Origin of the sequence: Ruminococcoides intestinihominis, from assembly GCF_040096285.1 — a bacterium.
GTDB lineage: Bacteria > Bacillota > Clostridia > Oscillospirales > Acutalibacteraceae > Ruminococcoides > Ruminococcoides intestinihominis.
In genome coordinates this window covers 1-18,292 of sequence record NZ_JBBMEY010000002.1, presented here as the reverse complement: position 1 = coordinate 18,292, position 18,292 = coordinate 1, and the positions used below count along the sequence as shown (strand labels likewise).

The 18,292-nt window shown below is 33.1% G+C and carries 16 protein-coding genes and 2 tRNA genes; 12 read left to right on the top strand and 6 right to left on the bottom strand.

What is annotated here, in order from left to right:
* Nucleotides 1-31 precede the first annotated feature (31 nt).
* On the top strand, nt 32-850 hold the full coding sequence (locus tag WMO18_RS01015; RefSeq protein ID WP_367286231.1) for a histidinol-phosphatase HisJ family protein: 819 nt from the start codon (nt 32-34) through the stop codon (nt 848-850).
* Complete coding sequence (locus WMO18_RS01010; RefSeq protein ID WP_367286230.1) at nt 847-1,194, top strand: ASCH domain-containing protein; 348 nt, start codon at nt 847-849, stop codon at nt 1,192-1,194. The genes WMO18_RS01015 and WMO18_RS01010 overlap by 4 nt, the downstream gene beginning before the upstream one ends.
* A gap of 79 nt (nt 1,195-1,273) precedes the next feature.
* On the opposite strand, the gene galU is transcribed toward WMO18_RS01010, so the two are convergent.
* Nucleotides 1,274-2,146, bottom strand: a complete 873-nt coding sequence (gene galU / locus WMO18_RS01005) for a UTP--glucose-1-phosphate uridylyltransferase GalU (protein WP_367286229.1) — start codon at nt 2,144-2,146, stop codon at nt 1,274-1,276.
* A 30-nt stretch (nt 2,147-2,176) separates the two neighbouring features.
* Nucleotides 2,177-3,241 carry an RING finger protein gene (locus tag WMO18_RS01000; protein ID WP_367286228.1) on the bottom strand — a complete coding sequence of 355 codons (1,065 nt, stop codon included), beginning with the start codon at nt 3,239-3,241 and terminating at the stop codon, nt 2,177-2,179.
* A 204-nt stretch (nt 3,242-3,445) separates the two neighbouring features.
* Between WMO18_RS01000 and prfB the strand changes: the two genes are divergently transcribed.
* The 3 genes from prfB to WMO18_RS00985 all read left to right on the top strand — a co-directional run bounded on the left by prfB (nt 3,446) and on the right by WMO18_RS00985 (nt 6,466).
* On the top strand, nt 3,446-4,561 hold the full coding sequence (gene prfB, locus WMO18_RS00995) for a peptide chain release factor 2 (protein WP_022505637.1): 1,116 nt from the start codon (nt 3,446-3,448) through the stop codon (nt 4,559-4,561).
* Nucleotides 4,561-5,772, top strand: coding sequence for a cofactor-independent phosphoglycerate mutase (locus tag WMO18_RS00990; protein WP_022505638.1), 1,212 nt, complete (start codon nt 4,561-4,563; stop codon nt 5,770-5,772). The genes prfB and WMO18_RS00990 overlap by 1 nt, the downstream gene beginning before the upstream one ends.
* Nucleotides 5,773-5,986: 214 nt before the next feature.
* Complete coding sequence (locus WMO18_RS00985; protein ID WP_022505639.1) at nt 5,987-6,466, top strand: DUF2798 domain-containing protein; 480 nt, start codon at nt 5,987-5,989, stop codon at nt 6,464-6,466.
* A gap of 100 nt (nt 6,467-6,566) precedes the next feature.
* On the opposite strand, the gene WMO18_RS00980 is transcribed toward WMO18_RS00985, so the two are convergent.
* Together WMO18_RS00980 and WMO18_RS00975 are read right to left on the bottom strand one after the other, a co-directional pair.
* Entirely contained in the window at nt 6,567-6,821 is a 255-nt protein-coding gene (locus WMO18_RS00980; protein ID WP_022505640.1) for a TIGR03905 family TSCPD domain-containing protein, read from the bottom strand.
* A gap of 58 nt (nt 6,822-6,879) precedes the next feature.
* Nucleotides 6,880-6,955: transfer RNA gene (locus tag WMO18_RS00975), tRNA-Gly, on the bottom strand.
* Nucleotides 6,956-7,095: 140 nt separating this feature from the next.
* Here WMO18_RS00975 and WMO18_RS00970 point away from each other — a divergent pair.
* Nucleotides 7,096-8,220 carry a DnaD domain protein gene (locus WMO18_RS00970; RefSeq protein ID WP_022505641.1) on the top strand — a complete coding sequence of 375 codons (1,125 nt, stop codon included), beginning with the start codon at nt 7,096-7,098 and terminating at the stop codon, nt 8,218-8,220.
* A 9-nt stretch (nt 8,221-8,229) separates the two neighbouring features.
* A complete protein-coding gene (locus WMO18_RS00965) occupies nt 8,230-9,234 on the top strand; it encodes an ATP-binding protein (protein WP_211148149.1) in 1,005 nt (334 codons plus the stop codon).
* Nucleotides 9,235-9,293: 59 nt separating this feature from the next.
* On the opposite strand, the gene WMO18_RS00960 is transcribed toward WMO18_RS00965, so the two are convergent.
* A complete protein-coding gene (locus WMO18_RS00960) occupies nt 9,294-10,487 on the bottom strand; it encodes a metallophosphoesterase (RefSeq protein WP_211148150.1) in 1,194 nt (397 codons plus the stop codon).
* 158 nt (nt 10,488-10,645) lie between these two features.
* Between WMO18_RS00960 and WMO18_RS00955 the strand changes: the two genes are divergently transcribed.
* Together WMO18_RS00955 and WMO18_RS00950 are read left to right on the top strand one after the other, a co-directional pair.
* Nucleotides 10,646-12,529 (top strand): DUF975 family protein, encoded by a 1,884-nt coding sequence (locus WMO18_RS00955; RefSeq protein ID WP_329979351.1) that lies wholly within the window; start codon nt 10,646-10,648, stop codon nt 12,527-12,529.
* Between the two features lie 180 nt (nt 12,530-12,709).
* Nucleotides 12,710-13,900, top strand: coding sequence for a trans-sulfuration enzyme family protein (locus WMO18_RS00950; RefSeq protein WP_211148211.1), 1,191 nt, complete (start codon nt 12,710-12,712; stop codon nt 13,898-13,900).
* 129 nt (nt 13,901-14,029) lie between these two features.
* Here WMO18_RS00950 and WMO18_RS00945 read toward each other — a convergent pair whose 3' ends face one another.
* Nucleotides 14,030-14,467, bottom strand: a complete 438-nt coding sequence (locus WMO18_RS00945) for an RrF2 family transcriptional regulator (RefSeq protein ID WP_211148212.1) — start codon at nt 14,465-14,467, stop codon at nt 14,030-14,032.
* Between the two features lie 497 nt (nt 14,468-14,964).
* Here WMO18_RS00945 and WMO18_RS00940 point away from each other — a divergent pair.
* The 3 genes from WMO18_RS00940 (at nt 14,965) to WMO18_RS00930 (ending at nt 18,015) form a co-directional block, all read left to right on the top strand.
* A tRNA-Gln gene (locus WMO18_RS00940) sits at nt 14,965-15,038 on the top strand.
* 178 nt (nt 15,039-15,216) lie between these two features.
* Entirely contained in the window at nt 15,217-15,690 is a 474-nt protein-coding gene (locus tag WMO18_RS00935; protein ID WP_022505648.1) for a DUF4358 domain-containing protein, read from the top strand.
* A gap of 117 nt (nt 15,691-15,807) precedes the next feature.
* Complete coding sequence (locus tag WMO18_RS00930; protein ID WP_022505649.1) at nt 15,808-18,015, top strand: ATP-dependent helicase; 2,208 nt, start codon at nt 15,808-15,810, stop codon at nt 18,013-18,015.
* Nucleotides 18,016-18,292: the final 277 nt, after the last annotated feature.

Here is an 18,292-nt window from a genome sequence, read left to right as displayed (position 1 = left end):
AAATGTGATAAACTTCTTATAGGTGATATTTATGATTATATGTGATAGCCACACTCATTCATCATTTTCTTTTGATGCAGAAGTACCAATGGAGGATATGGTGAAAGGTGCAGTTAAGAAAAATATTAATGTAATTACTTTTACTGACCATTGTGATGCAATAGGTATTTATGATGAAAAGAAATTTGAGTCAGTTCTTGAAGAAGAAATCCCAAAGTCAGTAGCTGAGTCAAAGAGATTAAAAGAAGTTTATAGTGACAAAATCAAAGTTCTTACAGGTGTTGAACTAGGTGAACCTACTCATTCACCGGAAAAGACCAAAGTTGCTTTAGGTTTAGGTGACTATGATTTTATCTTAGCATCAACTCATGAAGTAAGGGGTAGAGAGGACTTTTATTTTCTGGAGTATAACGAAAGTAATATTGACACTTTACTTACAGAATACTTTAATGAACAACTTGAAGTAGTAAAGTGGAATGGCTTTGATAGTTTAGCACATTTTGATTATCCGGCAAGATATATTGCAGAAAGAACTGATATTAAGCTAGATTATTCAAAGTATAATAATGTGATTGATGAAATTCTCTCAACCTTAATCAAGAACAATAAAGCACTTGAAATCAATACTTCTACTATCAGTAAACCACTTTCAAGACCAATGCCTGACAAAAATATCCTTAAAAGATATAAAGAATTAGGTGGCTATTTAATTACTTTAGGTAGTGATGCTCATACAGTAGAAGCACTTTCTCAAGATTTTGATAAAGCCTTTGAAATCTTAAAAGAACTTGGTTTTACTTCATATTATTATTATGAAAAGCATAATCCGATAAAGGTGGATTTGCTATGACACATTATATGAATTTATGTAGTGAACCATTTAATTCTATCAAAGATAAAGAGAAAATTTATGAACTTAGACTTCTTGACCCTAAAAGACAAAAGGTAAAAGTAGGGGATATTATAACATTCACTAACCTCGATAATAAGGAAACTTTATCAGTTAAAGTAGTTGGATTACATAAGTTTAGTTCTTTTGAAGAATTATATAATAACCTACCACTTGATAAATGTGGCTATAATGAAAGTAATATTCATATGGCTACACCTAAGGATATGGAAAAATATTATCCTACAGAAAAGCAAAGTCAGTACGGTGTTGTAGGTATTGAAATTTCTTTAATAGAAAATTAATGTTCTGTTTAAATAAAGTTAGGTAACAAAAAAGTGTGCAGAATTTTCTGCACACTATTTTTTTATCTAATATGTAATCTTAAAGAGTTTTTACAAATTCCTTAAGATATTTCTTAAAGTCCTCACCAACTTCAGGGTGGTTAATACCAACTTCAATTGATGCTTGAAGAATACCTAGCTTGTTACCCATATCGTATCTTGTGCCTGTATATTCAACAGCAGTCATACCAACAGTAGTAGCAATTTCTTTCATTGCATCAGTTAGCTGAATTTCGCCACCCTTACCAGGCTTAGTGTTTTCAAGAATTTCAAAAATTTCAGGTGGAAGAACACATCTACCAAGAATAGAGTAGCAAGAAAGCACTTCTTCAGGAGTTTGTGGTTTTTCAACCATATCAGTACACTTATAAATATTGTCGTGAATGTTTTCAACTGCAAGTGAACCGTATTTGTGAATTTCTGTTTCAGGTACTAGCTTAACACCAACAACACCCTTACCATATTCACCGTAAGACTCAATTAGTTCACCGATTGCAGGATTTTCACCAATGATAACATCATCACCATACATAACGGCAAATGGTTCATTGCCAACAAAGTTCTTAGCTCTTAGAATAGCATGACCAAGACCCTTAGTTTCAACCTGTCTGATAAATGTAATGTTAGCAAGTTTAGAAATATTCTTTACTGTTTCAAGAATTTCTTGCTTTTCAGGTTTGTCAAGGGCAGCTTCTAGTTCAGGTGCACGGTCAAAATGATCTTCAATAACACCTTTACCTCTGTTAGTGATAATCAAAATGTCAGTAATACCGGCCTTAACAGCTTCTTCAACAATGTACTGAATAGCAGGTTTGTCAACAATAGGGAACATTTCTTTTGGCATAGCCTTTGTAGCAGGTAGTACTCTTGTACCTAAACCGGCAGCAGGAATAACAGCCTTTGTAATTTTCATATTTACCTCAATCCTTAATTTTACTTGTTTTTATCTTAATAAAAAGACCGGAGCATAGTTAAGTATTAGCATTACAACAATTAAGCTAAATGCTAGAGCAGTATTAACTCCACCTTTTGTTTGCAATTCATTGTCAGCAGCAGTTTCTGAAGAACTCTGTGACTTAATTTTCTTTACTTGTTTGCAACAATGTTTGTAGTAACATCTGTTTGCTATAAATCCACACACCAAATGCAATGCATAATATATAAGCAGACATATAAACGAGAAGATTACTATTAAGTAATCACCGGTATCCAGCTTTTCAACTGCACTCATAAACATTGGATATATGTCAGATGGATTCATATTTGTATGTGTGTTTACAATATCATTTAATACTTGACTGATAACTGTGTAATTACCGTAAGTGAAAAATGTGTAACAAGCAATCATTATTGCTGTAATAAATCCACCTAGTTTGTATTGCTTTCTATATAGTAGATAACCACCACCAAAAAGCAAACCGGCAAAATTAAACTTAGACTTGTTGAAAGTCTTAATTTTGTTAAATACTTGCATATAGTATGGTGTGTTTTGCTTAACTAGCTTAGCAACTTCACCGGCTTTTGCACCATCTTCAAATTCAGTTTCAGGAGCAACACCACCCATAGGGTCAAACTGTACTGCATTAAAACCACCAAAAGGCATACCGTTAGGGTTATTACCAAAAGGATTACCATTTTGATTATTACCGTAAGGATTACCTTGGTTGTTAAAAGGACTTCCTTGATTAGTATTTTGGTTTTGATTTTGACCAAAATTATTGTTCGGAATGTCAATCAAAGGTGTGCCACATTTTGAACAGTAAAAAGTACCCTCAGAATTAATTTCACCACAATTCTTGCACTTTACAGATCCTTCTGGAACATCACTTTCATTTTCTTCTTTCTCAAAGTCATAGCCCTCATTATGCTTATCTTCATTGTAACAATGACCAAGTTCTTCGTAACATTTTCTGTGATGGGGAGTACCACACACAGGACAAACAACTACATCATCATCAGCATGAAAGTTTTTGTCACAAACAGGACATCTAAAACCTATATAGTCCATTTTTACTTCCTTTATTCTCTTTTATTAGTGTATAGTTAGCACATAATACACTTATTATGCTACTAATTTTAATATATTATATCAAATATATTATCATATATCAATACATTTTTTCTAATATTCGTATTATGTTTAATATGAATATTTACATTTTCGGAATTATGGGATATAATGAATTGTGATAATGTAAATGAGGTATGTATTATGGTACAGTTTGAAGAATTAAAATTAAAACTAGAGGGTTTAAAGCCTGAGATTGATGACTTGTCGGATGCACTTGGTCTTTCGGCTATTAAAAGTGAAATTCAACAGTTAGAGAATCGTGCTGCTGAACCTGGTTTTTATGATGATATTGAAAAGAGCCAGAAGATTCTTAAGAGAACTTCTGACCTTAACGCAAAGGTCGATAACTTTAATTCGCTTGTAGATAAGTATGAAGACACCTTAACTCTAATTGAACTTGGAGATGAGGAAGAGGACTTGTCACTACTTGAAGAAGCAGAAAGTGAAGTTGCTAAGGTAGAAGAAATTCTGGAAAAGCAAAGACTACAAACTTTGCTAACAGGTGAATATGACAAGAACAATGCTATCCTTACTTTCCATGCAGGTAGTGGTGGTACAGAAGCTCAGGATTGGGCTGAAATGCTTTACAGAATGTACACTCGTTGGGCAGCTGACCATGGATTTAATGTTAAGGAAGTTGACTACCTAGAAGGAGATGAAGCAGGACTAAAGTCTGCTGTACTTTTAGTTGAAGGTGAAAATGCTTACGGCTACCTGAAGAGTGAAGCCGGTGTTCATAGATTAGTTAGAGTATCACCATTTGACTCAGCAGGTAGAAGACATACAAGTTTCAGTTCACTTGAAGTTATGCCTGAAATTAATGATGATATTAAAATCGACATTCGTGACGAAGATATTAAAATGGATGTTTACCGTGCATCAGGTGCAGGTGGACAGAAAGTTAACAAAACTTCATCAGCAGTTAGACTAACACATATTCCAACAGGTATTGTTGTTGCATCTCAGGTTGAGCGTAGCCAATACCAGAACAGAGATGTGGCTATGAAAATGCTTATGTCTAAGTTGATGGAAATTAAAGAAAGAGAACATTTAGACAAAATCGAAGATATTAAGGGCGTTCAAAAGGAAATTACTTGGGGTAGCCAGATTCGTTCATATGTATTTATGCCATATACACTTGTTAAAGACCATAGAACAAATTATGAAACAGGCAATGTAAATGCAGTTATGGACGGCGACCTTGACGGTTTCATTAACGCTTATTTAAAGATGATTGGACACAAGGAGAACCAATAATGAAATATTTAGTAATGTTATGTGACGGTATGGCTGATGAGCCATTTGAAAAGTTAGGCAACAAAACTCCTATGGAAGTTGCCAATAAACCTATGATGGATTTTCTTGCATCAAAGGGTGAAGTAGGTATGGTTAAGACAGTAGCAGAGGGGTTAAAACCCGGTTCTGATGTTGCTAACCTTTCTGTACTGGGTTATGAACCGGCAGTTTATTATACAGGCAGAAGTCCTCTGGAAGCTGCTTCAATCGGTATTGATTTAAAGGAAACTGATGTTACACTAAGATGTAACCTTGTAACTTTGTCTGATGAAGAAAATTATGAAGACAAAACAATGGTTGACTATTGTGGTGGCGATATTAGTACAGAAGAAGCAAAGGTTCTTATTGATTATATTGATGAAAAGTTAGGCAATGACATTTTTAAGTTCTATGCCGGCGTTCAGTATAGACATTGCTTAGTATGGGCTAACGGTGACAAAGACAATGTTTCTTTCACACCACCTCATGATATTTCTGAAAGAGTTATCAAGGATTATATTCCAACAGGTAGCAAGGTAGAACCACTATATGATTTAATGAAAAAGTCATATGACCTACTAAAAGACCACCCACTAAATCAAAAGAGAGTTGCTGAGGGTAAGCGTCCTGCTAACTCAATTTGGCTATGGGGTGAAGGTACAAAGCCTGTTCTTGACAGTTTCTATAATAAGTTCAAGAAGAAAGGTTCAATGATTTCAGCAGTTGACCTACTAAAGGGTATTGCTATTTGTGCCGATATGGATAGTATTGATGTTGATGGTACAACAGGCTATATTGATACTAACTTTGAAGGTAAAGCAAAGGCTGCTATTGAAGAATTTAAGAAAGGTCAAGACTTTGTTTATATTCATGTTGAAGCACCTGATGAATGTGGTCATAGAGGTGAATACAACAACAAGGTAAAGGCCATTGAACTAATTGATGAAAAGATTTTAACACCTGTAGTTGAATTTTTAAAGGGTTATGATGATTTTGCAGTTTTGGTATGCCCTGACCATCCAACTCCACTTAACATTAAAACTCATTCATCAAATCCTGTTCCATTCCTAATCTATAATAGCAAGGATGAAAAGAACAGTGGTGTAGATGTATTTACAGAAGCTAATGCTAAGAAAACCGGTGAATACATTGAAAAAGGTTTCACAATGATGAATTACTTCTTAAGTAAGTAATTTTCAATAAAAATCTAAAGAAATAGCGTGTAGATTTTTCTACACGCTATTGTTGATTTATATTATCTTTTATGATAAAATAACCAAGGCAAATTAAATATAGGGTATAAATTGGAAACGCACATTACTTTTCTAAGTGATGATAACGAACAACACAAAATTTTTAATGTGTTGTTTTTTTATTATTTTTTTTTAGAAAAGTGAGGAAAAATTTATGCCAAAAACAAAATTTCAAGATGTTATTTTTACCATTATGATGGTTATTCTAATGGTGTATGCAATGATTTGTTATAACATTGCAATCAGTATGGGTGGACTAAGCAACAAAGTATTCTTAATGGCTTTTTCTGAAATGCCAATTATGTGTGCCGTAGCTTTTGTACTGGAATTTTTAGTAGTAGGCAGAGTTGTAAAGCATTTAACATTTAAAACTATTGACCCTGCAAAGACTCAACCAATCTTTATTACTCTAATGATTTCAGCACTTACAGTTTGTTTTATGTGTCCTGTAATGAGTTTCGTTGCATCAGTTCTGTTTAATTACAGTGGTGCAGAAAATATAGTTTCAACTTGGTTACAGATTACAGTTATGAATTTCCCTATGGCTATGTTCTGGCAGTTATGTTATGCCGGTCCAATAGTAAGAAAGATTTTCAGAACAATTTTCAAGAAACAACTAGCAGAAGATAAGTAAAATTTAATGTAAATATAAAAATGCCGACTAATTACTAGTCGGCATAATTTTTTGTTTTTTGAATTATTGAACTCTATTCTGTAAAAGTTATATTGAAAAATTAAAATTCTTCAACTGCTTCTTCAATAGCAGTGGCAAGCTGATCAGGACAACTTGTGCCTCTGCCTCTACAGTCAATACCCTTTAGTCTTTTGATAGCTTCTTCAGCATCCATACCTTCAATCAAAGCTGCCACACCCTGAGTATTACCGGCACAACCACCAACAAACTTTACATTTCTTACCTTACAATCATCATCAAGTTCAAAGTTAATTTGTCTTGAACAAACGCCATGTGGTGTATATGTATATGTCATAACCATTTCCTCCTAAATTGTGTAAATAAAAAAATAGTGGTCAAAAACCACTATTTACTGGAGCGGATGACGGGGCTCGAACCCGCTACCTCCACCTTGGCAAGGTGGCGCTCTACCAGATGAGCTACATCCGCATATCTTAACAACAATTGTATTATATCATAAAATTTCAAATAGTCAAGATAAAACTTTGAAAAAAACTTTATTTTTCGTCAAAATTATGGTACAATCTGTGTTACAATATAAAGAGAATTAGAAGAAAGGGTGTTTTGCATTGTTAATTGAACTTAATCTAGGCAAGTGGGGTTCTATTTTCCCAGTACCTAATAGTGTAGTTGATGAAGACATAAAACTAGCAACAGAAAATCAACTAAAGGTACTTCTATATGTTTTGCGACATAATGGAGATACACTTACAGAAGAAATTTTAAGTGACAAGCTAGGTATAAATAGTGATGATGTTACAGATGCCCTAAACTTTTGGGTTAGTAGGGAAGTACTTTCAAATACTTACGATTTACCACTTAGAGATAATGTATCGGTTCAAAAGCCTAAAGTACAACCTATTAGGGAAACTGTTTCAAGAAACGCAACACCTAGAACAAATGTACCTAACCCTACTGTAAATCAAGTACAACAAAATCCTATTCCGATAAATCAAGGTTCTGTAAATCAAATGCCGGTTAATAGCACTGTGCAAAATGTAGAACCTGTCAAAGAAGTTAAAAAGCCAAGACCACTTTCTCGTCAACAAAAGCCTGATTCAGTTTTTGTTGCCCAAAGGTTAAAGGAAGATAAGCAACTTGCAGAACTTCTTGAAGAAGTTCAGAATGTGTTTGGTAAGCCGATTTCAAGTGGTGATATTGCAACACTTGTTATGTTACATGAAACAGACGGTTTGCCTTGTGAAGTACTTATGATGCTTGTTTACTATTGCCATTCTATCGGTAAAGATAATATGAGATATATTGAGAAAATGGGTGTTGAGTGGGCAGCAAATGACATTACTACTCTTGAAAGAGCAGATGAAAGAATTGCCAATATGCAAACTTATGGAGAAAGCTGGAAACGAGTTTCTCAGATTATAGGTATGTATAATTCCGGTTATCCAACAAAAGCACAACAGGAAAATTCCAACCGTTGGGTGAATGAATGGAAGTTCTCTGATGAAATGATTAAGGAAGCATATGAAAGATGTGTTAATCATAAGAATAAGTTTAACATTTCATATACAAATGGTATCCTTAAAAATTGGCACAAAAACGGTATTACAACATTACAAGAATTAAGAGATTTTGAAGAAAAGAAATCTGTTTCAAATTTAACTAACAAAAATCAAGAAAAACAAGCTGTATCATACGATATAGACAGTTATGAAGATTTCAGTATGTTTGACTAAGAGGTTACTATGGGGTTCAACAGTAAAATTAATCAAAAAGCTGACGAAATATTAAATAATAAAAGGCTAGAGGCTCTACATAATCAGGATAGAATGAGGAGCATAGTTTATAGCCAATTTCCTAGATTACAAGAAATTGAACAACAATTGATTATCATAGGTTCAGAAACTGCAAAGGCAGTTCTAAATGGTGGTTCAGCAGTAGAAATGACAAAGAAATTAGCTAAAGAAAGTTTAGCACTTCAAAGTGAAGCAAGAGATATTTTAGTTTCTCATGGTTACAAAGAAGATGCTTTAGAACCACATTTTTCTTGTACTAAATGTAATGATACAGGAAGATATGATGATGAAAAAGGAAGAACAGTTCTTTGTGACTGTTTAAAGAAAATCAGAATTGATGTTGCTTGTGATGAACTTAACAAGTCCTCACCACTGGAATTATCATCATTTGATAATTTTAGTCTTGATTATTACGATATGGATATTCAGGAGGATAAGCAAGTTTCACCATATGAAAGAATGAGCAAAGTCCTTGCTTATTGCAAAAAGTATGCAAGAACTTTTTCTTTGGACTCACCAAGTATTATGATGAGAGGTGCAACAGGACTAGGCAAAACTCATTTAAGTTTAGCAATTGCAAACGAAGTTATCCAAAATGGTTTTGGTGTAATTTATGTTTCAGCACCAATGTTGCTTTCAACTTTGGAGAAAAGTCACTTTAAGTATGATTACGATACAGAGGAAGAAACAATCAATTCTCTTGTAACTTGTGATTTACTTATTATTGATGACTTAGGAACAGAATTTCAGTCCAGCTATTCCACATCAACAATCTACAATATCTTTAATTCACGATTGCTAAACAGAAAACCTACAATAATGAATACTAACCTAACTCTAAAAGATTTAGAGAAAAGCTATTCGCCAAGGTTTGTATCTCGTGTAATGGGTAATTGTGCTAAGATTGATTTCTTAGGCAGAGATATTAGAAGACCAAGACCAAGAAGACAGTAAATATTTTTACATAAGAAAAGACTCAAACTTTTTAGGTTTGAGTCTTTTTCTATATCCGATTATTTAAAATTAACCGTAATAGGACAAATCTCAGCATGAGTACCAACTCTAATGTATGGACCGTAAATACCAACACCGGAAGTAACAATGTTGTGCATATAACCTTTCTTTAAGTAACCACAAGCATTTTCCCAAAATAGCTTAATAAAAATATTACCGGGGAAAATTTGTCCATCATGAGTGTGACCACATAATAATACATCAGTACCGGCTTTGCTTAATTCATCCAGTTCATTAGGTTCGTGATAAATAGTGAAGATAGGCTTTGATTTATCAAGTCCCTTTAATAATTCATCAGCACTTTTCTTAACTTCACCGGTAGCAGGTTTTTCATCATCCAATCTACCGGCTACATAAAATTTGTTGTCAATCAACTTAACTTCATCAGTTAGCAGGTTGATTTTAGCTTTTTTAAAGAATGAGTCCATTCTCTTATCATGTTCAAGTGTTTTACCTGTGCTAAATGTAAAACCGGCAAGTATCTTTTGGTTTACATCGTGATTACCCCAACAAGCATATGTACCATATGTACTTTTCATTTGAGAAAGTAAATTTGCTAACTTGTCCGGATCTTCAAGTGAATTATAGTCATTGTCGTAAATATCACCGGCAATACATACCATATCAGGCTTTTGTTCATTTACCAGCTTAACCATCTTTTCAATTTGGTCAACACCAATACTGTAACCCATATGTAAGTCGGCAAGTAACACAACTTTCATACTATTGACATTTTGAACCTGTTTATGAACTGTTATGTTGTAATCGGTAACTTTAATGTCCCTGGCATTATAAAGACCATAAGCAGAAACACCACCAATAATAGCAAGTGTAAGAATACCACTTATAACACTGTTTTTCCTTATTTGAAAGAAGTTGTGTGGTGTAACCTTGAAAACTCTTCTTAACAGAATAGAAAGTAAGTGACCGATAGCAACAATAATAATTGTGTATATCAGTAATGCAAACCAGTAGTTACCAACTCTTGTTGCCATTCGTTTAGTTTCTGTACCATAAGGCATCAGGAAACCCACTATAGGTGACACAGCAAATATACCGTAAATAGTGTATATTATAACTTGTAGCCATTTTCTGCTGAATGTTTCTTTACACTTAATTAAAAAGTTTTTCAGTCTATGTAGTATATAAATGTTTATAACGATATATACAGGAATTAAAAATAAAGCAATCATATCATATCTCCTCAACAAGGAAAATTATAGCACACATAATGAGCATTTACAATTAATTGTTGATACAAAATAGATTTATTACTATTTTGTTATTTAGTTGAATTAAATTATTTATTATGATACAATTAATTGAATATTGAGCTGTTGGAGGTGGTATAATGGATAGAAAAGGGCTGAAAAAAACCGGAAAAAAGAATTTGAATACACATTATTGGATATGTGTTGTTGCCTGTTTACTTGCTTCGTTATTTGGTATTGAGTTTGTTGGTTCAACAGATATTGTAAAGGCTTTTACAAGTGATAGTAGCCAAACAGACATTACAAGTGTTTCACCATTTGTTGCCAATACATATAGCTTAATTGATAACTTTATGGGTGAAGATAAAGAGAAGATAAAAGAATCTGCTACCAAACTTATGGATGATGAGAAGAATAAAGATGTTACTTACGGTGGACTTGAACTTGGTCGAAAAGACGGTGTCCTTGCTCATGTTGTAAATATGGTTTCATCAGGTTCAATGATTTTAACCGTCCTTGTTGCCATTAAGAATGTAGCAGAATCAAGTTACCTTTTAGCTGCAATTCTTGTTGTACTTTCTTTGCTATTAATAATATTAATTTGGTCAATTATTTTCAATACATTTTCTGTTGCATATAGAAGAATTTTTATGGAAAGCAGAGTATATGAGAAGATGCCTTTCCATAGATTTTTGTTTATTTATAAGGATAGAAAGTTGTTTAAAGTTGCACTTACTGTTGGTTTGAAAGAAGTATTTCAGTTTTTATGGAATTTAACAATTGTAGGTGGTATTATAAAAAGATATTCCTATGCATTAGTACCTTATATAGTAGCTGAGAATAAGGATATTTTACCTTTAAAGGCTATTACTTTATCTAGAAAAATGATGAAAGGTCATAAGTGGGAATTATTTGTTCTGGATATTTCTTTCATAGGTTGGTATCTATTAGACTTCTTTACACTGGGACTTCTAGGCATTTTCTTCCTAAACCCATATAAAGAATCTGTTGTTTGTGAATATTATGTAAATCGTAGAGAAAAGTGTAAATCAGAAAATCTAGAGAATGTTGATTTATTAAATGATACATATCTATATGAAAAAGCTTCTAATGAAACAATTAGAAATTCATATAAGGACATTATTGAACTTATGGATACACCGGAACCTGTAATTCATAAAAGAAACAAATTTCTTACTTTTATTGCCAATGTATTTGGTGTAATTCCTACTTACAATCAGACAGAAAAGGAATACACAGAATATACTGAAAGAAAAATCAAAATTGTTAACTTTAAGGATGTTATTAACGGATATACATACCCAACAAGACTTTATCCATTAGGTGAAAAGGTAAGAAAAACAAAATTTGAACATCTACACTATATGAGAAGATACTCAGTAACTTCATTAATAATGATGTTCTTTATCTTCTGTTTTATGGGATGGTTCTGGGAAGTAATTTTCCATTTTATCGAAAAAGGTGAATTTGTAAACCGTGGTGTAATGCATGGTCCTTGGTTGCCTATTTACGGTAGTGGATGTGTAATGATTCTTGTTTTACTTAATAAACTTAGGAAGAACCCTATTATTGAGTTTATTTCAGCAGTTGTACTTTGTGGTATAGTAGAATATTTTACATCTGTATTCTTAGAATATCAGTACGGTAAACTATGGTGGGATTATAGTGGATATTTCCTAAATATCAACGGTAGAGTTTGTGCAGAAGGTCTGCTTGTGTTTGGTATTGGTGGTATTATTGTTGTTTATATAGTTGCACCATTACTTGATAATCTACTTCGCAAAATTCCACTAAAAATATCAATTACAATTTGTGTGGTGCTAGTTCTAGCCTTTACAGCAGACAGAATTTATTCTTCAAAAGTACCTAACTCAGGTAAAGGTGTTACCGATTATAGTAGGGAAATAAAACTGAAACCTAAGTCAACAAAAACTTCCTATAACCCTACTTGTACTGTAACAGATTTAGATAGTTATATTATCGGTAAATCAGCAAAATTGTAATTTGTAAATTTAATAGTGTTAACTAAACTAATGGTCATACAGAAATGTATGACCATTTTTATGCCTATAAATAATTAATCCAAAATAAAAAAATCAAAATTAGGTCTTGACAACGGGATAATAACAATGTATATTATAAACATACTAAACAGATAGGTTATATATGAAAGGAAGATAATTATGAGTAAAGACATTAATAATAACTTAGGTTTTCAGACAAGAGCAGTACATAAAGGCAACGGTATTGACAAAGAAACCGGTGCTATCAAAAGACCAATTACAATGGCAAATAGTTATGAATTACCTTATGACCCTAGTGATTTAAACTGGAGTAGTGCAGGTAAAAATCTTTATACAAGAAACGGTGGCTCTAACCAACAGTATTTACAAGAAAAACTTGCATCCCTTGAAGGTGGAGAAGAGGCAGTTGTACTTGCCAGTGGTGTAGCTGCTTTATCAGGTTTATTCTTTGCATTGCTAAAAAGTGGTGACCATGTGATTTTCTCAAGTGTTACCTATATTGCAGTTTATAGATTACTAAATGAACTTTTAAATAATAAATTTGGTGTAGAAACAACTATTGTTGATACTTCAAATGTAGAAAATGTTAAGAAAGCTATTAAACCTAATACAAAGCTAATTCATATTGAAACACCCGGTAACCCAACACTTACAATTTCAGATATTAAGGCTATTGCTAAGGTAGCACATGACAACGGTGCATTGCTTTCTGTTGACAATACTTTTGCTTCACCATACAATCAGCGACCTGTTGAACTGGGTGCTGACTTTACAGTAGAAAGCTTAACAAAGTATATTAACGGTCATGGTGATGCAATGGGTGGTGCTATTATCGGTAAGAAGAAGTATCTTGATATTATCAGAGCACAGTCACAGATTAACCTAGGTGCAACAATCAGTCCATTTAACGCATGGCTAATTATGAGAGGTTCTGTAACATTACCACTTAGAATGAAACAGCATAACGACAATGCACTAAAGGTAGCTAAGTACCTACAAACAGTTAAAGGTGTTAGCTTTGTTGCTTATCCTGGACTTGAAAATCACCCTAACCATCAAATTGCAAAAGAACAAATGACTAACGGTTATGGTGGTGTATTGTCCTTTGGTCTAAAAGCAGACCATGATACATATAATAGAGTTGTAAGCCATTTAAATGTTATTACATCAGCAGTTTCTTTAGGTCACGATGAAAGCCTAATAGTATTCCTAGGTGAAAATGATGAAAGACAGTATCTATATCCGGAAGAATTCCACAACGGTTTCTTTAGATTTAGTGTAGGCATTGAAGATGCAGACGATATTATTGCAGACTTGCAACAAGCATTTGAAAAAGAAAATCTAGTATAAATTAAAATTTCTCATCATAAAATTGAATTTCCTGTAAAAGAAAAGTAGATGCTTATTAAGAATAAACATCTACTTTTTCTATATATAATAATGTATAGGCTAGGCTAAATTAAAAGGCTAAATTAAGAATTAAATCATATAATTGTCGGATGCCCTGTTTTTTTGCATATCAAGAATATCTTGCAAAGTAATGTTGTCAAGATAATTAGTGATAACTTCATAAAGTCCTTGCCATACAGGTAAAGTAATACATTCACCGGCTCTTTCACATTCGTTAGGGTCTTGATCAAGACAAGCAACCGGTGCAATACTGCCCTCAGTAATTCTAAGGATTTCACCAACAGTGTATTTGTCAGCAGGTCTGGATAACTTGTAACCACCCTGATAACCTCTGTTAGTTCTTAATGTGTCAGCTTTGTTAAGAATAGGAACAATCTGTTCTAAGTATTTTTTAGAAATATTTTGTCTTTCAGCAATATCTTTAAGTGCTACAAACCCATCATTGCCATTTTCAGCAAGGTCAAGCATCATTCTTAGTGCGTATCTACCTTTTGTTGATATTTTCATTTTATTACCTCTTTATTTTGTACATAATAACACAATATAATAATACCATATGTTTAATAGGTTTTCAAGAGTAAATTTTCCCAAAAAGAAAAAAGGCACCGAATTATTAATTCAGTGTCTGTCCTGTCACTTTTGAATACGGCGTCGTGACCTCAGTTGTCCCGAACCAAAAGGGTCTCGCACATAAACTTCAATTATGACAGAACCAATATTAGGTACGGCGCCGTGTTCTCAATGGTTTTTCGGGAACCAAAGGAACTCGCACATAAACCCTAATATCGTTTTCTTAAATTTAACACACATAAATAAAAATATCAATATTTAATGTAAAATTAATTTGTATAGTAAAGGATAAGTCCCATAAATGGTACATTTAATAGATGAAATAAAGAAAATAAAAAAATATTAAAAAATTTTATAAAAAAGGGTTGACTTTTCTTGAAAATAGTATATAATAAATATCGTTGTTGAGAGACACGACAACGCAAATCGAATATAGAGGTATAGTGTAACGGTAACACTCCGGACTCTGACTCCGTCATTTAAGGTTCGAATCCTTATACCTCTGCCACAGAGCACTGATTTTCATCAGTGCTCATTTTTTGTTTTAATTTTAATAATAATTTTGTAATAATTGTGATATAATATAATTAAAAATCCTAAAATTTGTTATTTATTTTAATTGACCTTTTTCGTCAATAATAGTATAATTTGATACAGTAAAATATGAATATATGGAGGCAAACATAATGAAAAAAGTTTTAGCTATTACTTTATCACTTGTATTTGTATTATTTGCATTTGCAGGTTGTGGTTCAAGTAGCAGTAATAAGGATGTTGAACTTGCTAAGGTTCTTTCTGATGTAAATGATAATGGTAATCTTTCTTCAATGAAGACTATTTCAAATACAAAAGATTTACAGAAACAGTTTGATATTGACCCTAATACTGTTGCAGATTTTATTGCAGAAGTTTCAGAAGACGGTGACTTTCCAACAACAGTTATTGTAACTAAGGCTAATGACGAAGAAGGTAAGGATAAGATTAATGAAAAACTTAATTCTTACCTAAACGAAAAGCTAAGCAATGCTCAGTCTTACAACACTGATCAGGTTTCTACTATTGAGGCTTGTAAAGTACAGGATAACGGTCTATATTCAATGTTAGTTATTGCTAAGAATCACGAAGATATTGAAAAGATTATCAATGGTTATTTTAGCTAATTAAATGAAGATTTTTCGCCACAACTTTTTGTTGTGGCTTTTCTTTTTTTATGATATAATGTATATGTTTGTATGATAATTCTAATAAAGAAATATAAGGAAAGTTTGAGATAGATTATGAGTTTAACTGAATTACAAAAAGAGTATTCTTTTATGAATGATATGCAGCAGAAAGCTGTCTTTCAAACAGAAGGTCCTGTTCTTATTCTTGCAGGTGCCGGTAGTGGTAAAACAACAGTTCTTGTAAACAGAATCAGCTATATTCTTCGTATGGGACTTTGCAGACCTTGGCAGATACTTGCTATTACTTTTACCAATAAAGCAGCTACAGAGCTAAAGGAAAGAATCTGTAAGGCAGTACCGGAACAAGGTGACGACATCTGGGCAGCAACATTCCATAGCACTTGTTCAAGAATTTTGCGTAGATATGGTGACAGAATCGGTTACTCAAACCATTTTACTGTTTATGATTCTGATGACCAAAAAAGACTTATCAAAGAAATTTTAAAGCAACTTAATATAGATGAAAAGTTTTTACCTGTAAAAACTGTATTAAATGAAATTTCTCACGCTAAGGATAAAATGGAAACACCTGAAATGATGGAAGAAAAAGCCGGTTATGATAACCGTCTTGTTTCTATTGCTAAGGTGTATAAGCAGTATACAGGCAGACTTAAGTCCTCAGATGCAATGGATTTTGACGATATGCTACTGAATACTGTTCATCTACTAAAGACTTGTCCTGATGTACTGGAGTATTATCAAAACCTATTTAAATATATAATGGTTGACGAATATCAAGATACCAACAAAGTACAGTATGAATTTGTACGACTACTTGCTGAAAAGTCAGGCAACATTTGTGTTGTTGGTGATGATGACCAGAGTATTTACAAATTCCGTGGTGCTACTATTGAAAATATTTTGTCATTTGAAAATAACTTTCCGGGTGCTGAAGTAATTAGACTTGAACAGAACTATAGAAGTACACAGACAATTCTTGATGCAGCCAATGAGGTTATTAAGCATAACTCAGCCCGTAAAGGTAAAACACTATGGACAGAAAATAAAAAGGGTGACAAAGTTACTTTCTATACTGCTTTTTCCGAAAGAGATGAAGCAATGTTTATTGCAGATAAAATCCTTGATGGTGTAAAAGAGGGAAGAAAGTTCTCTGACTTTGCAGTTCTATACAGAATGAATGCACAGTCAAATGCTGTGGAACATTCACTTTCTAGAGCAGGTATTCCACATAGAATTATCGGTGGTCACCGATTCTATGATAGAGAAGAAGTTCGTGATATGGTAGCATATCTTCATGTTATCAATAACCCTCATGATGATATAAGGCTAAGAAGAATTATCAATAAGCCTAAGAGAGCAATAGGTGCAACAACTGTTGAAAAGGCTGCTAATATTGCCACAAACCTAGGTGACAGTATTTATAATGTTATCAAAGAGGCAGATGCTTATCCTGACCTTTCAAGAGCAGCTAAAAAGCTAAAAGAGTTTGTTGCATTGATTGATGGTTTCATTGATGCAGTAAATAGCAATATGTATAGCCTAGCTGAAATCTATAACCTTATCCTTGAGCATACTGATTATGAAAGATATATCAGAACAGAAAAGGATAAGCCTGATGAAAGAATTGAAAATATAGAGGAACTTCGTTCTAATATTGTTAATTTTGAAAAGGAATATGAGGACAATGCTGACCTTACAACATTCCTAGAAGAAATTTCCCTACAAACAGATATTGATAACTATGATGCTGACTCTGACACAGTAGTAATGATGACACTTCATAGTGCAAAGGGTCTTGAATTCCCTGTAGTATTTATTCCGGGTATGGAAGAGGGCATTTTCCCATCAAATATGACAATTATGAATCCTGAAGAAATGGATGAAGAACGCAGACTTGCATATGTAGGTATCACAAGAGCAAAAGAAAAACTGTACCTACTGAGAGCACAGGACAGAATGTTATTCGGTTCAACTCAGCATAACCGACCATCCAGATTTACTAAGGAAATTCCTGAAGAATTAGTTGATTTACAGGGTAAGGAAAGAAAAGAAAAAGTCAGTGAAGATTTCTTAAAATATGGTAAACCTAAAAAGAACTTCTCAGGCTTCAAGAAAACACCTACAACCACTCCTAAGTCAACTACATACGCAGTAGGGGATGCAGTAATGCATAAAGTTTTTGGCAAGGGTACAATCGTTAGAGCAGACAAAATGGGTAATGACCAAATGTTGCAAATTGCCTTTGATACTGCCGGTACAAAAACCCTAATGGCAAACTTCTGTAAAATGGAAAAACTTTAATTTTTATTTTATTTTAATTCTTATTGTTTAGATTATTATAAGTAAGACAAATTTGGTTTTTTCAATTTTGTCTGTGGGTAAAGATAAATTTGATAAATTTGGGTTTGTGGTGCTAGATGTAAAGTGTTGAATTTTAGCAAATAAGGCTCCCTTGTGTAAAGGGAGCTGTCGCTCGTAAATTGGAAGAATGACAATTTACTCTTAAAGAGCGACTGAGGGATTGTTATGGTACATACTTTTTGCTATATCAATTTTATTCGATAGATATATAATAGGT

Bases quoted from the DNA above. Each gene is read 5' to 3' on its own strand.
- WMO18_RS00960 (WP_211148150.1), bottom strand. From the start codon at position 10,487: ATGATTGCTTTATTTTTAATTCCTGTATATATCGTTATAAACATTTAT.
- WMO18_RS00930 (WP_022505649.1), top strand. From the start codon at position 15,808: ATGAGTTTAACTGAATTACAAAAAGAGTATTCTTTTATGAATGATATG.
- WMO18_RS00985 (WP_022505639.1), top strand. From the start codon at position 5,987: ATGCCAAAAACAAAATTTCAAGATGTTATTTTTACCATTATGATGGTT.
- WMO18_RS00945 (WP_211148212.1), bottom strand. From the start codon at position 14,467: ATGAAAATATCAACAAAAGGTAGATACGCACTAAGAATGATGCTTGAC.
- prfB (WP_022505637.1), top strand. From the start codon at position 3,446: ATGGTACAGTTTGAAGAATTAAAATTAAAACTAGAGGGTTTAAAGCCT.
- WMO18_RS01010 (WP_367286230.1), top strand. From the start codon at position 847: ATGACACATTATATGAATTTATGTAGTGAACCATTTAATTCTATCAAA.
- WMO18_RS00965 (WP_211148149.1), top strand. From the start codon at position 8,230: ATGGGGTTCAACAGTAAAATTAATCAAAAAGCTGACGAAATATTAAAT.
- WMO18_RS00950 (WP_211148211.1), top strand. From the start codon at position 12,710: ATGAGTAAAGACATTAATAATAACTTAGGTTTTCAGACAAGAGCAGTA.
- WMO18_RS01015 (WP_367286231.1), top strand. From the start codon at position 32: ATGATTATATGTGATAGCCACACTCATTCATCATTTTCTTTTGATGCA.
- WMO18_RS00955 (WP_329979351.1), top strand. From the start codon at position 10,646: ATGGATAGAAAAGGGCTGAAAAAAACCGGAAAAAAGAATTTGAATACA.
- WMO18_RS00980 (WP_022505640.1), bottom strand. From the start codon at position 6,821: ATGACATATACATATACACCACATGGCGTTTGTTCAAGACAAATTAAC.
- WMO18_RS01000 (WP_367286228.1), bottom strand. From the start codon at position 3,241: ATGGACTATATAGGTTTTAGATGTCCTGTTTGTGACAAAAACTTTCAT.
- WMO18_RS00935 (WP_022505648.1), top strand. From the start codon at position 15,217: ATGAAAAAAGTTTTAGCTATTACTTTATCACTTGTATTTGTATTATTT.
- galU (WP_367286229.1), bottom strand. From the start codon at position 2,146: ATGAAAATTACAAAGGCTGTTATTCCTGCTGCCGGTTTAGGTACAAGA.
- WMO18_RS00990 (WP_022505638.1), top strand. From the start codon at position 4,561: ATGAAATATTTAGTAATGTTATGTGACGGTATGGCTGATGAGCCATTT.